Consider the following 14,346-nt stretch of genomic DNA (forward strand, 5'->3'; position numbering starts at 1 on the left):
GTCAAGTGCTGGGCGGCGTCAGCGCTGCAGGCGGACGACCCGTGCGGCCGGGCCCGCGGGCAGGCTGACGTGAAGCCGGTCACTAGTCAGCTCGAGGGTGGTCGGCAGGTCGGCCGGGAAGAGTACGTCGGCGGACCGCCACGCACCCGGCAGCGGGAGGTCGACGGTGGTGGCACTGTCGCCGCGATGCCAGACCGCCAGCAGAGCAGTGTCATCGGCAACCAGCGCCAGCGCGAGCTGGTCGTCGTACCAGCCAGGAAGACCGAGTGGCCAGTGCGGCTCCGCCCGCGCGATGAGGGAGCGATAGTCCTTGTACGTCGAGACTGCCGCGGCAACCCGAGCGAGCTGGCCGGCGTCCATCTCGTCCGGGCGACCAGACAGATGGATCCTGCCCAGCAACGCATTGACGAGCGCGAACGACGCTTCCTCCGGAGTGTGTACGGGCCGCGGGTACGCCCACACCGCGCCCTGCTCCGGCGTGACAGCACTGGGCGCGGCCGCGGCGATCGGTGCATACGCGAGCAGATCGACCTGATCACTGGTCGAGTGCAACGTCATCCGCTCGAGCATGGCGTAGTCGAGCCGCATCCCACCGGAGGCGCAGCTCTCCAGGACGAGGCCGGGATGACGATCCAGCACGCCGTCGAGCCACGACAAATAGGCGCGGTTGTGGCCGAGCAGTCCGGCCCCGGGAGCCTCACCGAGCGCATCCGTGCCAGCCAGGTTGATGTTGTAGTCGAGCTTGAAATACCCGATCCCGTACTGAGCGACCAGGCCGTCCACCACCGCGTCCATCCGCTCGCGGACAGCTTTCGACCGGAAATCCAGGTGGTAGCGGCCGGTCTCTGGAACCCGGCGCCCGTCTTGCCGGAAGAACGCGTCCGGCGGCAACTGCTCGGCGATCTCACTCCGCACCCCGACCACCTCGGGCTCCAGCCACAGCCCAGGCACGAGCCCGGCGTCGTGAATCTCCTGGATCACCGCGTCGAAGCCATCGGGGAACCGGACCCGCGATGGCTCCCAGGCCCCTACCGTGTCCCACCAGCCCGAATCGTCGGCGTACCAGCCCGCGTCGATGACGAAGTACTCCGCGCCGGCCTCGGCGGCCGCCTTGATCAGCGGGCTGAGTTTGGCGGCGGTCGGATCGCCCCACAGACAGTTCATGTAGTCGTTGAAGATCACCGGCAGCGTGCTGTGGTCCACCTGCCGCCGACGCATCGCTCGCCGGTACGACGTCAGCGCGCGCAGCCCGTCATCGAGACCACCATGGGTCACCGCCACGGCGACGGGGACCGCGGTGAACGACTCCCCCGGCGCGAGGCGCTGCTGCCATTGGTGCTCACTGTCGGTGGGGCCGGAGACCTGCAGGTAGAGGTCCTCCTTCAGCCCGCCGAGCTCCCAGTGCCACGCTCCCTGGTGTTCGATCTGCCAGGTCCAAGTCAGGCCGTCGGCAACGTTCTCGACGGCACCCATCGGTAGCAGTTCCGCGCTCGACCAGCTACCGAGTCCGGTGGCGGCGAACCGGTCCTTCGGTTCACCCGAGCCCAGGATGCTGACCAGACCGGCCTGCTCCGGGCTCAGCACCTGCCAGCGCAACTCCGCACACCACGAGTTCCGCGCCTGATGGATCCTGGTCCCGGATCGCAACCCGCCACCGAATCCGGCCAGCGCGAGCGACGAGAGGTAGGTCAACGTCAGCTCGCGGTCACCTCGATTGACAACCTCGGTCGTGGCGCGGAGCACCGGCGTACCGGTCCAGCTCTCGAGCCGGCTGACTACCTCGAAGCCGTCGACGGCGGCCTGCCGGACCACGAGCACTTCATTGCCTGCGACATCCGTCTGCTCGGCGACCTCGACCAGCCGAAGCCGATCGGCGGCAGCATGGGTGCGGTGCCGCGTCCCAGGCGCCGCGTGCACCCGCCCCTGACCGGTCAGACCCAGCTCGACCAGGTTGACCGCAAGATCCTCAGCCGGCGGTTGCGCGTCGGCCGGACGCAACGAGCTGACCCGGACCGGCGCCACCTCGTCGACGAGGAGATCGAGCACGACCCCACCGCTCGTCCACCGCAACCTGCCCGCTACTGACTCGTCGACCGGCATCGGAACTCCTTGGCGAGGATGAAGTGTTCACGCTAACAGCAATCGGGTCACGATTCGGCCGATTCCTTGACGAGGCCTTGGCAGGGGTTTTTCTGAGGGTTAGCTTAACCCCCACTTCAACCCCTGAGCAGAAGGAGGTACGGCGATGACATCGACGTCGAACGGGGGTCGGCTACCGCTCTCGCGCCGCGGCTTCCTCGGACTGGGCGCCGCCGCGGGCGTGATCACGCTGACGGCCTGTGGCTCCGACAGCGACAAGCCGTCCGGCGGCAGCCAGTCGGCCGAGCTCGTGATGACCGTCTGGGGCGGCGAGAACGACAAGGCGACGTACCAGAAGCGGATCGATCTGCTGGTCGCGAAGTATCCGGAGCTGAAGGTGAAGCTGCAACTGATCCCCAGCGACGGCTACGCGCAGAAGGTGCAGACGATGATCGCGGGCGGCAAGGGCCCGGACATCATGCAGGTGGCCGAGAACGTCAACGTCTACTCCAGCAAGAACCAGTTGCTGCCGCTGGACGACCTGGCGAAGAAGGCGAACCTCGACCTCACCCAGCGGTTCGGCTCGATCGGCAAGATCTACAGCTACCAGGACAAGGTCTACGCGGTTCCGGACCGCTCCGGCGCGATGATCCTGTACTACAACAAGACCCTGTTCGAGGCGAAGGGCATCAAGGCGCCGACCGCCGACTGGACCTGGGACGACGCCCTGGCTGCGTTCAAGGAGCTCACTGTTCCTGGTAAGCAGTGGGGTTACTCCGGAGCCGGCTGGTGGGCGCAGTGGTGGAGCTTCGTCTATCAGAACGGCGGCAAGATCATCGACGACGCGGGTAAGCCCGCCGTCGCCACGGACGAGGTGATCGAGGCCCTGCAGTGGGCCGGTGACCTGGTCACCAAGCACGGCGTCGTACCGACCAAGAAGCAGTACGCCGATCTGGGCGCCGACGTCGGCGGTGACGCGGCGTTCGCGAGTGGCAAGGTCGCCGTGAACACGACCGGCTTCTGGGCGATCAACGGGCTCTCGAAGGCGACCATCGACTGGGACATCGCGCCGCTGTGGCGGGGTAAGCAGCAGGCGGTGACGGCGTTCGGCAGCGGCCTGGCCATCTCCCGGACCACCAAGAACCCGGACGTCGCGTTCAAGGCGATCGAGTTCCTGACCTCACCGCCGGCCCAGCAGCAGATCATCGCCACCGGCGAGGACGTGCCGGCCGCCGTCGAGGTGCAGAAGAGCGACGCGTTCCTGAAGCCGTCCTGGATGACCAAGCCGGTGAACATGAAGGTCTTCGGCGAGTCGAGCGAGTTCATCTACCGGGCGCCGTTCATCCCGGCCTGGAACGAGATGCAGAAGGCGTTCGACGACGGGCTGGCCGACTTCTGGCTCGGCAAGACCGACGCCCGGAGCGCGCTGACCGGCGTCCAGGCGAAGCTCGAGTCGATCGTGAAGCCGGCGGGGTAGGCCCCCGATGTCGAAACTGCGGCGCCGGGAGGCGCTCTGGTTCTACCTGTTCGCCTCGCCCTGGATCATCGGTTTCGTGGTGTTCCTGCTCGGCCCGATGGTTGCCTCGATCTGTTTCTCGCTGACCGACTGGGACTCCTTCACGCCACCGAAGTGGGTGGGTCTGGACAACTACCGGCGCCTGCTCACCGACGATCCCGTGTTCTGGAAAGCCTTGTGGAACACGTTCTACTACGCGGCGATCTCGGTCCCGCTCGGCCTCGTGCTCGGCCTGTGGCTGGCGAACCTGCTGAACAAGCGGGTCCGGATGCGCAAGCTGTTCCGGACGCTCATCTACCTGCCGACGCTGGTCCCGCTGGTCGCGACGGCGATGATCTTCAAGATGGTGCTCGCACCGTCCGGACCGCTGAACGACGCTCTCGGGCTGGTCGGTATCCCCGGCCCGTCCTGGCTGCTGGAGGCGGTCTGGGTGAAACCGGCGCTGATCCTGCTGTCGGTCTGGGGCGCCGGCAGTGCGACCGTGTTGTTGCTGGCAGCAATGAAAGGTATTCCGCGTGAGCTCTACGAGGCGGCCGAGGTGGACGGCGCGAGCTCGATCCGGCAGTTCTGGAGCATCACCGTCCCGCAGCTCACGCCGATCATCTTCTTCAACCTGATCATGGGGCTGATCGGCGCGTTCCAGGTCTTCTCCCAGGTCTACATCCTGACCAAGGGCGGACCGAACAACGCCAGCCAGACCATGGTCCCGCTGCTGTTCGACCAGGCGTTCTCCTTCTACCACCTGGGGTACGCGTCCGCGCTGTCCTGGCTGCTGTTCGCGGTGATCATGGTGTTCACGCTGATCGCGTTCCGGAGCGCACGCCGCTGGGTCTTCTACGAGACGGAGGTGCGATAGATGTCCGTACGAGCGTTCCGCGCCACACCGTTCAGTGCCACGCCTTTAAGTTATGGGACGCTGATCATCGTCGCCGCCGTACTGTCGGTGCCGCTGGTGTTCGTGGTCTCGATCGCGCTGTCCAGCGATCAGACGGTCAACGCGAACGGATTCACGATCATCCCGCGCGAGTTCCACTGGGAGAACTTCACCCGGGTCTTCTCCACCGAGCTGCCGATGCAGCGGTTCCTGCTGAACTCGGTGATCATCTCGGTCGGCGCGGTGGCCGGTCAGGTGCTGTCCAGCGGTCTGGTCGGCTACGCGTTCGCCCGGCTGCGGGCGCCGGGCAAGAACACGCTGTTCCTGATCGTCATCGCGACGATGATGATCCCGAGCCAGATCACGATGATCCCGCAGTTCATCCTCTTCAAGGAGCTCGGCTGGGTGAACACGTTCCTGCCGCTGATCGTGCCGAACTTCTTCTCGAACGCCTTCAACGTCTTCCTGGTCCGGCAGTTCGTCTCCCGGCTGCCGAGTGAGATCGACGAGGCGGCGATGGTGGACGGTCTCGGCTTCTTCGGCATCTACCGGCGGATCATGCTGCCGATGCTCGCGCCGGTGCTGATCGCGATCGGCATCTTCACGCTGACCGCCACCTGGGGCGACTTCATGGGCCCGTTGATCTACCTCAACGACGAGTCCAAGATGCCGCTCGCGCTCGGCGTGCAGTACATCACCAGTACGTCGCAAGCCCTGCAGGCCCCACCGTGGAACCTGGTGATGGTCGGATCGATCCTGCTCACGCTACCGATGATCCTGGTCTACTACCTGGGCCAGAAATATCTGTACGAGATGGACATCAGCGGCGGCAGCGCGGGGGTCAAGTGAGCACCGTCAGATTGGATGCCCAAGGCATCGAGATCGACGGCCGGTCGCAGGTCGTGCTGTGCGCGTCGCTGTTCTACTTCCGCCTGCCGCGGGAGCAGTGGCGCGCCCGGCTCGACCAGGTCCGGGCATCCGGCTACACCTGCGTGGATGTCTACCTGCCGTGGAACTTCCACGAGCTCGCTCCCGGTCGCTGGGACTTCGAGGGACGTCGCGATGTCGCGGCGTTCCTCGACCTGGCCCAGGAGGCCGGGTTGTCGGTCATCGCACGGCCAGGTCCCTACATCTGTTCGGAGTGGGACGGCGGTGCCCTGCCGGCCTGGCTGGGGCTCGACCCCGAGCTCCAGGTCCGGCAGAACGAGCCGCGCTTCCTGGCGCAGGTGGCGGCCTGGTTCGACCAGGTGCTGCCGATCTTGGCCGCGCGTCAGCACTCGGCCGGCGGCCCGGTGATCATGGTTCAGCTGGAGAACGAACTGGACTTCTTCGACTGCGTCGATCGCCCGGGGTACCTGACCGCCTTGCGGGATCTCGCGCTCGGGCACGGCATCACGGTGCCGCTCATCGCCTGCGCCGGACAGGGCGATCTGTTCGGCGCGACCGGTGACGTGACAGGCGTCGTACCGGCGTGCAACTTCTACCCCGACGACGACTCCCCGCACATCGAGGCCGAGGTACGGCGTTATCGCGATCTGCTGGCCGAGCGCGACCTCCCGCTGCTGGTGACCGAGACGAACCGTCGGCACCGCACACTGCGCCGACTGCTGATCTCCGGTGCCACACTGATCGCGCCGTACCTGCAATCGTCGGGCTGGAACTTCGGCTACACGCCGTCGACGGGGAACTGGGGTGACCCCGGCAACTTCATGAGTCATTGGTACGACTTCGGTGGATACGTCTCGCCGACCGGTCAGGAGCGCCCCGAGTACGCCGAGGCGCAGGTTCTGGCGCGAGTGATCGACGTACTGGGTCCGCGGCTGGCCGCGGCAAAGCCGTCCGCGGTCGAGGTGTCCGCCGACTTCCCGACCAGCTCGTCGATCGGTGCGTTGGAGCTGCAGGGCGGTGGCCAGCTGATCGCCGTACCGAATCTCAGCACAGCTGACGGGACCGCGATCGTCGCTGGAGTGTCGGTGCAGGTCGCAGCCGGCGCCTGCCCGCTGATGCCCGTCGGGCTGCCGCTGAACAGCTGGTCCGCACACACGCTCGCCTTCGCCTCCGCGGATCTGGTCGGTGCGGCGAAGGGCGTGCTCGTCTTCTCGTCCACCGTCGAAGTGACCGTTGTCGTCGACGGCACCACGGTCATCGTGCCGGTCGGCGGACGGGCGGACGTCGCAGACCTCTCAGTGGTCGCGCTGCGGCCGACTGAAGCCGCCCGCCTCACCTTGATCGGGCCTGATGGGGTGCTCGAATTCGCTCCGGAGCCGGTCGAGGAGGTGGTCGCCATGGACGCAGTCACCTCGGTACGCCGACGGTCGGGGCAGGTGCCGAGTGTCGCGGCCGGTACGTACGAGTTGCCGCCGACGCTCGAGTCGCTCGGGGTCTTTCGCGGCCGCGGCACGTACAACGCGACGGCAGATCTCACCGGCATCGACGAACTGCTGGTGGTCGGAGCCGCCGACATCGTCGACCTCGCGATCGGCGGCGCTGCCCGACCGCCATTCGTGACGTTCGGTGCGAATCGGCGGATCGACGTCCGGGAGTTGACCGGGCCGGTGCCGATCGAGGCGGCCGTGGAGATCTGGGGCCACGCGAACTTCGACGACACCCGGCTGCCTGCGCTCCGGCTCGGCGCGCTGCGCGGTCTAGGTACGGTCTGGAAGATCCGTGCCGTACAAGACGTGTCAGCGTTGTGGACGGTCGGCGGCCACTGGGCTGGGCGGCCGGAACCAGTCCGTCAGCTTGGTGGCTGGAGCAGCACGCGAGGTGGCGAACGAGTCACCTACACGCGGCTGGTCCACTCCCCCACCACCGCGGCAATGCTGCTGCGCGGTCTGGACGAACCTGTCTTCGTCCGGATCGACAGCGCGGACCCGGTGACCGTCTCGGCGGAGAACCCGTGGGTCCTCCTGCCGGCCGGGAGCAGCCAGGTCGCCGTCACGCTGCCCCACAACGCGAGCCGCCCTGGTCTCGGTGCCGAACTGCTCACCTTGGACCCGGTGACCGGATGGTCGTGCACCGTCCAAGATGACGAGCTACTGACCGCCTTCGCCGTGTCCTCAAGTCCAGGCATGACGGTCGACCTGCCACTCGCACTCGAGGCAGGCGAGGAGGCGTGGCTCGACGTGGACCTGGCCGCCTCGGAGGTTGGCTACGTGCTCGGTTTTGAAGGCAGCCAGCTGCGCGTGACCGCGTGGTCCGGCGGTGAATGCATCGGCCGGGTCTGGCTCGGCGACCGGCCGGCATTCTCCGGCGGCGATCCCGACCGGCTCTGGATCCCGCCCGGGTGGTCCGGTCTCACCTTGCTGTTGCGCGGCGTTGACGGCAAGGCCACATCTGAACTGCGTACGCTACGGCTGGAGCAATCGACGATCTGAAGGGAGTCCTGGTGCCACGGCAGACCTCCCATGACCTGCGCAACGAGAGCCGGTTCGAGGTACTCCACGCGCTGTTCACACTCGGCCCGTCGACCCGGCAGGAGCTCACCCGGCACACCGGGTTGAGCCCGGCCACAGTCGCGACGCTGGTGAACGAGTTCCTGGCAGCCGGCGTACTGCGGATCGCCACGGTCGAACGCCGTACCGTCGGACGCCCGTACGAACGGCTCAGCATCGACCCCGGTCGAGGCCGGATCGTCGGCGTCGACGTCGCCGAGACCTACGTCGACGCCACTGTGTTCGACCTGGAGCTCGGCCCGCTCGGACACAGCGCGATCAGCCTCGACGAGCACAAGAACGACCCGGCATACGTCGTGGACGGCATCGTCACTGCCACCGAGAACGCGCTGGCGACCGTCGAGGCCGATCCCGCGGAGCTGATCGGGGTCGGCGTCAGCATGCCCGGTCAGGTCCAGCCGGATGCCGGTGTCTCGGTGTTCGCGCCGAACTGGCAGTGGCACGACGTCCGGATCGAGGAGCTGCTGGAGAGCCGCCTCGGCATCTCCGTGTACGTCGACAACCCGCTCAAGGCGATCACGCTGGCCGAGATGTGGTTCGGCGTCGGCCAGATCACCGACAACATGGCGGTGGTCAACCTCGGTACCGGTGTCGGCGCCGGGCTCGCGATCGAGGGCACGCTGATCCGCGGCGCGACCAACAACGCCGGCGAGTGGGGCCACACCCTGCTGCAACTCGACGGCCGGCCATGCCGGTGCGGTCGGCGCGGCTGCGTCGAGGCGTACCTCGGCGTGCACGGGCTGGAGATGACGCTCGCCGAGATCGACCCCGATCACCCCGCCCTGCGGCAACCCTTGCAACGCGGCTTCGTCGACGCCGTAGCGGAGGGACTCGCAGCCGACGATCCCGTGCTGACCGAGCTCGCCCGCCGTACCGCGCACTATCTGGCGGCCGCCCTCGCCGACCTGGTCAACCTGCTCAACGTCCCGCACCTGACCCTGACCGGCTGGACCTCGACCGCGATCGGCCAGTGGCTGATCCCCGCCGTACGGGCCGAACTGCCCACCCACGTGCTGCCCGGCTCGATGGCCGGCCTCGTCGTCGAAGCCTCGGCCGTCCCGGGCAACCCGGTCGCCCTCGGCATGGCCGCCTTCACCCTCGAGCAGTATCTGGGGCGTCTCGGCGTAGATCTCCCCCGATCCTTGAATCGCTGAAGAAACTCCGTCGATTTCTTTCTTTCGAATCGCTTCGATTTACCATTGTTCGAGCTCTTGACCGAGCCTGACGGCAGTTTGTACATTCTTCAGTGGAAAGCGTTTTCCATCGCCCACTGGAGGTTTTCCGATGACATTGTTACGCCGTTTTCCCGTCCTCGTCGCGGCCACCGCACTGACGGCCACGACCCTCACCGCCGTCGCTGTCCCCCAACTCCTGCCGACAGCGTCGGCATCGACCTATGCCCTGCAGGGCTGGGCCACTCAAGGAGGTGGGACGACCGGCGGCGGCAGCGCAGCGGCCGTCACAGTGACCACCGCTTCCGCATTGATCAGCAACATGCAGGCCGGCGGAGCTCGCGTGATTCGAGTCTCCGGCACGATCGCCCTGTCCGGCATGAACAAGGTCGCCGCCAACAAGACGATCATCGGTGTCGGCAGCGGCGCCACCATCACCGGCGGCGGCCTGAACGTCGCGAACGTCAGCAACGTGATCATCCGCAACGTCAACTTCCGCGACTGGGACGACGACGCGGTCAACGTCCAGTACTCGACCAGGGTCTGGGTCGATCACAACAACTTCAGCCACGGCTACGACGGAGCTGTCGACGTCAAACGCGCGTCGGACTACGTCACCGTGTCCTGGAACAAGTTCTCCAACCACGACAAGGTCGGCCTGGTCGGCCACAGCGACGACAACGGCGCCGAGGACCGCGGCAAGCTGCGCGTCACCTACTACGCCAACTGGTTCGACGGCACCACCCAACGCCACCCACGCGTCCGCTTCGGCAACCCCGTCCACGTCTTCAACAACTACTACCGGGGCAACAGCGGGTACGGCGTCGCGTCCACCTGCAACGCCGGCGTCTACGTCGAGCGCAACTACTTCGAGAGCGTCTCGCACACCGTCGTGGCCCAGACCGGAGATTCTCCGGAAGGGAATGTCAAACTGCTCAACAATTACCTGGTGGGTTCCGGGACTCCGGTCTCCCGGAATGCGGCGAGCGTTGCGGCAATTCCCTATTCCTACACCGTCGATGCCGCCGAGAACGTCAAATCGATCGTGACCGGCGGAGCAGGCACCGGAAAGATCTGATTCCGCCCGATGAATTAGCTGACGCCCGGAAACTCGCGACTGAGTTTCCGGGCGTCAGTGCGTTGCCCAGGGGGCGGGGAGTTCGGTGAAGAGGGAGAGTTCGTTGGCGGCTCGGTCGATCCAGTGTTCGACGTCGTGGACGAGGGGATGGCGGTCGGGGCCTTCGCCTTGCCAGCGGATGAAGGTGTCTGGGATGGGGGTCGGCTCGTCGGCCAGGCGGATGGCTTCGACGACGCGGGTGAAGCCGCCGGTCGCTGCGAACGAGCAGTAGAGCGGTACGGCGGGGTCGGCGCGATGCTCGACCAGGTTCTGCAACAGGTTCGCCCGCCCGAGGGTTTGGCTGCCGTCAGGTAGTTCGAGGGTGTCCGTCGTGTAGTTCAGTACGGCGCGACCCCGCGAACCGTGCACGATCACCGCAGGCTCGGCCTGCTCCGCCGCGCACAACGTCACCGCGATCAGGATCGATGTACCGCGGGTGGTGGTGATGCGAACCGTCGAGGTGTCGTCGGACTCGATGTCGTTGGCCCGGAACAGCTCCGTCTCGACTGATCGGATGTCGTCCACGCCGAGCGAACCGTCGATCAGCAGCGCGGCAGCGGTCGAGTGGGCCAACGGATTGGTGACCGCGCCGTCGACCACGGCGACCCCGTTCAGCGTCCGCCGGCCGGCCCAGGGCGCACGGTCGAAGTAGCCGGCCTTGCGCAACCACTTGCCGGTGGCACTGATCCCCTTGATCTCGCCGAGCCCACCGTCGGCCACCAGTCGTGCAAGCTGCAGAGTCGCGGCCGAGGCCTGGGCCTGGAAGCCCACCTGACACGCGCGACCGGTCTCCGCCAGCACCTTCGACAAGTAGTCGAACTCCGCCATCGAAGCGGTCGGCGGCTTCTCCAGCAGGACGTCGGCGCCAGCCCGCAGCGCCAGCTCGGCCAGTGGAACGTGGGTCTGGATCGGCGTGCTGATCACCACGATGTCGACCTCGGTTGCCGCCAGCAACTCTCCCAGCGACGGATACACCGGTACGTCGACATCCTCCGGCGGCCGCGGATCCGCGATCGCCACGAGGTCGCCGTACTGGCGGGCATCGCGCACGTGGGTAGCGCCGTGACCGTGCACCCCGGCCACGGCGATCCTGGCTATTTGAGCTCTCCGTTCACCTCATCGAGAAACTGCTGGGCGGCCTTGTCAGGTGTGAGCCGACCGAACAGCACCTCGGTCGTATAGCGCTGGATGATCTTCTCGACCTGCCCACCGCCGACCGGCGGCGCCGGGGAGGGATCGCCGAGGTCCTTGCCGATCTCCTCGATGAACTTCGCCGAGGCAGCGTCGGCCGGCTGCAGCTTCGGGGTCACCGCAGTACGGATCTCGGTGTTCGGCGGTACGCCGCGCTCGGCCAGCAGGATGTTGCCCGCCACCGCGTCGTTGGCCAGGAAGTCGACGAACTGCGCCGCCTCGGCCCGGTGCTTGGACCGCGACGAGACCGACCAGAACATCGAGCCCTTGTAGTACGAACCGTTCTTCGCCGCCTGCCCGGTGGTGCTCGGGATCCGGAGCAGCTTCAGCTCCTGGCCGGACGCCTTGCTGAAGGCGTTCAGCTGGTTGCTCCAGCTGAAGCCCATCGCGATCTTCCCGGTGGCGAAGGCGGTCTGGTCGAGGGACGCGGTCATGTCCTGGGTGACGGCTTCGGCCGGCGGGATCGCCTTGCTGTCCCGCAGTTTCAGCACGTACTCGAAGAACTTGGTGGTCTGCCCGGCCGAGACACCGACCTTGCCGTCGGGCGTCCACAACGACTCGCCGTTCTGGCGGGCCCACAGGTTCAGACCGGCCTCGTTGGCCCCGATGACGCCGGTCCCCCAGCCCTTGCCGTTGAGCTTGGTCGTGATCTCGGCGGCGATCCGGTTGTAGTCCTCCCACGTCCAGGTCTTGTCGTCCGGCAGCGCGACTCCGGCCGCCTTGAACACGGCCGGGTTCGCGAGCACGGCGAACGAGTTGATGCCGGCGTTCAGTCCGTACAGCCCGCCGTCGAACTCCCCGGCGCTCAAGGTGTCCGGCGCGAACTTGTCGGTCTTCAGGTCAGCGGCCTTCTTCAGATCCAGCAGCGCGCCGCGATCGGCGTACTCCCGCAGGTACTTCTCGTCCATCTGGATGACGTCCGGCGCGTCGTTCGCGGCGACCGTCGTGGCGAGCTTGTCCCAGTACCCGGCCCATTCGCCGTACTCGCCCTTGATCTTGATGTTCGGGTGTTCCTTCTGGAACGCGTCGATCGTGGCCTGGGTGAGTTTGGTGCGGGCGTCGCTGCCCCACCAGGTGAAGCGCAGCGTCACCTCACCCTTGTTCGCGGCCGGGCCGCCCGAGTCGCCACCGCAGGCGCTCACGACGAGCAGGGTGGAGACGAGTGCGACGGCGGCCAGTGCCTTGAGGCGTGTCATGGCAGGCTCCTTACTTACTTGATACCGGTGGTGGCGATGCCCTTGACCAGGAACCGCTGGCCGAGCAGGAAGGCGAGGAAGACCGGGACCAGCGAGACGACCGACATCGCGAACATCGAGCCCCAGGACGAGCTCGAGGTCGCGTCGACGAACGACCGCAGGGCGACCGGCACGGTGTACATGTGCGGGTCGGTCAGGTAGATCAGCTGGCCGAAGAAGTCGTTCCAGGTCCAGATGAACGTGAAGATCGTGGTGGTGGCCAGCGCCGGGACCATCAGCGGCAGGATCACGCGCAGGAAGATGCCGGCCCGGCCGCAGCCGTCGATCGTGGCCGCCTCGTCGAGCTCGCGCGGGATGCCGCGGATGAACTGCACCATCAAGAAGACGAAGAACGCGTCGGTGGCCAGCAGCTTCGGCACGATCAGCGGCAGGAACGTGTTGATCCAGCCCACGTGCGAGAACAGGATGTACTGCGGCACGATCACCACGTGGATCGGCAGCATGATGCTGAGCAGCATGATCGCGAACCACACCTTCTTGCCGGCGAAGTCCAGCCGGGCGAAGGCGTAGGCCGCCATCGAGCACGACACCAGGTTGCCGACGATCGAGCCCAGGACGACGACCGCGGAGTTCAGCAGGTAGCGGGTGAACGGCTCGGTCAGCGCGTTCCAGCCGGCCCGGTAGTTCTCGATCCGCAGGTCTTTCACCAGCAGGCCGGGATCGCGGAAGATCTCGTTGCCCGGGCGCAGCGAACTCACGACCATCCAGATCAGCGGGTACAGCATCACGAGCGCGGTGGCGATCAGCGCCAGGTGGATCAGGAGCGTCCGCGGGCGCAACTCAATTCTCATAGAACACCCAGTACTTCGAGACGAGGAAGTTGACCCCGGTGAAGACCGCGATGACCACCAGCAGGAACCAGGCCATCGCCGACGCGTAGCCCATGTCGAAGTTGCCGAAGCCGCGGTCGTACAGGTAGAGCGTGAAGAACATGGTCGAGTCGGACGGCCCGCCGCTGCCGCCGGAGACGACGAACGCCTGCGTGAACGACTGGAACGCGTGGATGATCTGCAGCACCAGGTTGAAGAAGATGATCGGGGTCAGCAGCGGGAGCGTGATCCCGAAGAACCTTCGGAGCGGGCCGGCCCCGTCGACGGCCGCCGCTTCGTAGTACATCGTCGGCACCTGCCGCAGGCCGGCCAGGAAGATCACCATCGGCGAACCGAACGTCCACACGTTGAGCACCACGAGCGTGCCCAGCGCCGTACTGGGGTCGGAGATCCAGCCCTTGCCCTCGACACCGATCAGCGCGAGCACCTGGTTGAGCAGGCCTTCGGTGCCGAAGACCTGCCGCCACAGGATCGCGATCGCGACACTCGAACCGAGCAGCGACGGCAGGTAGAAGACCGAGCGGTAGAACGCCATCCCGCGGACGCCCCGGTCCAGTACGACGGCCAGCAGCAGCGCGATCGCGAGCTGCAGCGGGACCGAGACGAACACGTAGGTGAACGTCACCCGCAACGAGTTGTGCAGCCGCTCGTCGGACAGCATCCGGGTGAAGTTCTCGAGCCCGATCCACTGCGGCGCCTCGATCAGGTTGTAGTCGGTGAACGCCAGGTAGAGCGAGGCGATCATCGGGCCGATGGTGATCGCGAACAGCCCGACCAGCCACGGCGACAGGAACAGGTACGCCGTCACGTTGTCGCGTCTTGCCACCGGCCCCCTCCTCGGGAAAGCGTTTGCCTG

The 14,346-nt window shown here is 66.6% G+C and carries 11 protein-coding genes; 6 read left to right on the plus strand and 5 right to left on the minus strand.

Going from position 1 to position 14,346, the window contains the following annotated elements; genetic code table 11:
• Nucleotides 1–18 precede the first annotated feature (18 nt).
• A complete protein-coding gene (locus OG474_RS00345) occupies nucleotides 19–2,100 on the minus strand; it encodes a glycoside hydrolase family 36 protein (RefSeq protein ID WP_405060113.1) in 2,082 nt (693 codons plus the stop codon).
• A 145-nt stretch (nucleotides 2,101–2,245) separates the two neighbouring features.
• Between OG474_RS00345 and OG474_RS00350 the strand changes: the two genes are divergently transcribed.
• The 6 genes from OG474_RS00350 to OG474_RS00375 all read left to right on the plus strand — a co-directional run bounded on the left by OG474_RS00350 (nucleotide 2,246) and on the right by OG474_RS00375 (nucleotide 10,174).
• Entirely contained in the window at nucleotides 2,246–3,556 is a 1,311-nt protein-coding gene (locus OG474_RS00350; protein WP_405060114.1) for an ABC transporter substrate-binding protein, read from the plus strand.
• 7 nt (nucleotides 3,557–3,563) lie between these two features.
• Nucleotides 3,564–4,451, plus strand: a complete 888-nt coding sequence (locus OG474_RS00355) for a carbohydrate ABC transporter permease (RefSeq protein ID WP_405060115.1) — start codon at nucleotides 3,564–3,566, stop codon at nucleotides 4,449–4,451.
• Nucleotides 4,452–5,318, plus strand: a complete 867-nt coding sequence (locus tag OG474_RS00360) for a carbohydrate ABC transporter permease (RefSeq protein ID WP_405060116.1) — start codon at nucleotides 4,452–4,454, stop codon at nucleotides 5,316–5,318.
• Nucleotides 5,315–7,846: a beta-galactosidase gene (locus OG474_RS00365; protein ID WP_405060117.1), complete on the plus strand. Its 2,532-nt coding sequence runs from the start codon at nucleotides 5,315–5,317 to the stop codon at nucleotides 7,844–7,846. The genes OG474_RS00360 and OG474_RS00365 overlap by 4 nt, the downstream gene beginning before the upstream one ends.
• Nucleotides 7,847–7,857: 11 nt before the next feature.
• A complete protein-coding gene (locus OG474_RS00370; protein WP_405060118.1) occupies nucleotides 7,858–9,078 on the plus strand; it encodes an ROK family protein in 1,221 nt (406 codons plus the stop codon).
• 130 nt (nucleotides 9,079–9,208) lie between these two features.
• Nucleotides 9,209–10,174, plus strand: coding sequence for a polysaccharide lyase family 1 protein (locus OG474_RS00375; RefSeq protein ID WP_405060119.1), 966 nt, complete (start codon nucleotides 9,209–9,211; stop codon nucleotides 10,172–10,174).
• Between the two features lie 54 nt (nucleotides 10,175–10,228).
• Here OG474_RS00375 and OG474_RS00380 read toward each other — a convergent pair whose 3' ends face one another.
• Genes OG474_RS00380 through OG474_RS00395 form a run of 4 tightly spaced genes read right to left on the minus strand, consistent with a single transcriptional unit; the run spans nucleotide 10,229 to nucleotide 14,316 of the window.
• The gene (locus tag OG474_RS00380) at nucleotides 10,229–11,296 is read right to left on the minus strand and encodes a Gfo/Idh/MocA family protein (protein ID WP_405060120.1); all 1,068 of its coding nucleotides are present in this window, start codon (nucleotides 11,294–11,296) and stop codon (nucleotides 10,229–10,231) included.
• A gap of 11 nt (nucleotides 11,297–11,307) precedes the next feature.
• Entirely contained in the window at nucleotides 11,308–12,600 is a 1,293-nt protein-coding gene (locus OG474_RS00385) for an ABC transporter substrate-binding protein (RefSeq protein WP_405060121.1), read from the minus strand.
• A 14-nt stretch (nucleotides 12,601–12,614) separates the two neighbouring features.
• On the minus strand, nucleotides 12,615–13,451 hold the full coding sequence (locus tag OG474_RS00390; protein WP_405060122.1) for a carbohydrate ABC transporter permease: 837 nt from the start codon (nucleotides 13,449–13,451) through the stop codon (nucleotides 12,615–12,617).
• Nucleotides 13,441–14,316, minus strand: coding sequence for a carbohydrate ABC transporter permease (locus OG474_RS00395; RefSeq protein WP_405060123.1), 876 nt, complete (start codon nucleotides 14,314–14,316; stop codon nucleotides 13,441–13,443). The genes OG474_RS00390 and OG474_RS00395 overlap by 11 nt, the downstream gene beginning before the upstream one ends.
• Nucleotides 14,317–14,346 lie beyond the last annotated feature (30 nt).

It is taken from the genome of Kribbella sp. NBC_01505 (assembly GCF_045040285.1).
Taxonomy (GTDB): Bacteria; Actinomycetota; Actinomycetes; order Propionibacteriales; family Kribbellaceae; genus Kribbella.

Coding starts and splice junctions, on each gene's coding strand:
- OG474_RS00385 (WP_405060121.1), bottom strand. CDS start 12,600: ATGACACGCCTCAAGGCACTGGCCGCCGTCGCACTCGTCTCCACCCTG.
- OG474_RS00345 (WP_405060113.1), bottom strand. CDS start 2,100: ATGCCGGTCGACGAGTCAGTAGCGGGCAGGTTGCGGTGGACGAGCGGT.
- OG474_RS00350 (WP_405060114.1), top strand. CDS start 2,246: ATGACATCGACGTCGAACGGGGGTCGGCTACCGCTCTCGCGCCGCGGC.
- OG474_RS00360 (WP_405060116.1), top strand. CDS start 4,452: ATGTCCGTACGAGCGTTCCGCGCCACACCGTTCAGTGCCACGCCTTTA.
- OG474_RS00375 (WP_405060119.1), top strand. CDS start 9,209: ATGACATTGTTACGCCGTTTTCCCGTCCTCGTCGCGGCCACCGCACTG.
- OG474_RS00390 (WP_405060122.1), bottom strand. CDS start 13,451: ATGAGAATTGAGTTGCGCCCGCGGACGCTCCTGATCCACCTGGCGCTG.
- OG474_RS00355 (WP_405060115.1), top strand. CDS start 3,564: ATGTCGAAACTGCGGCGCCGGGAGGCGCTCTGGTTCTACCTGTTCGCC.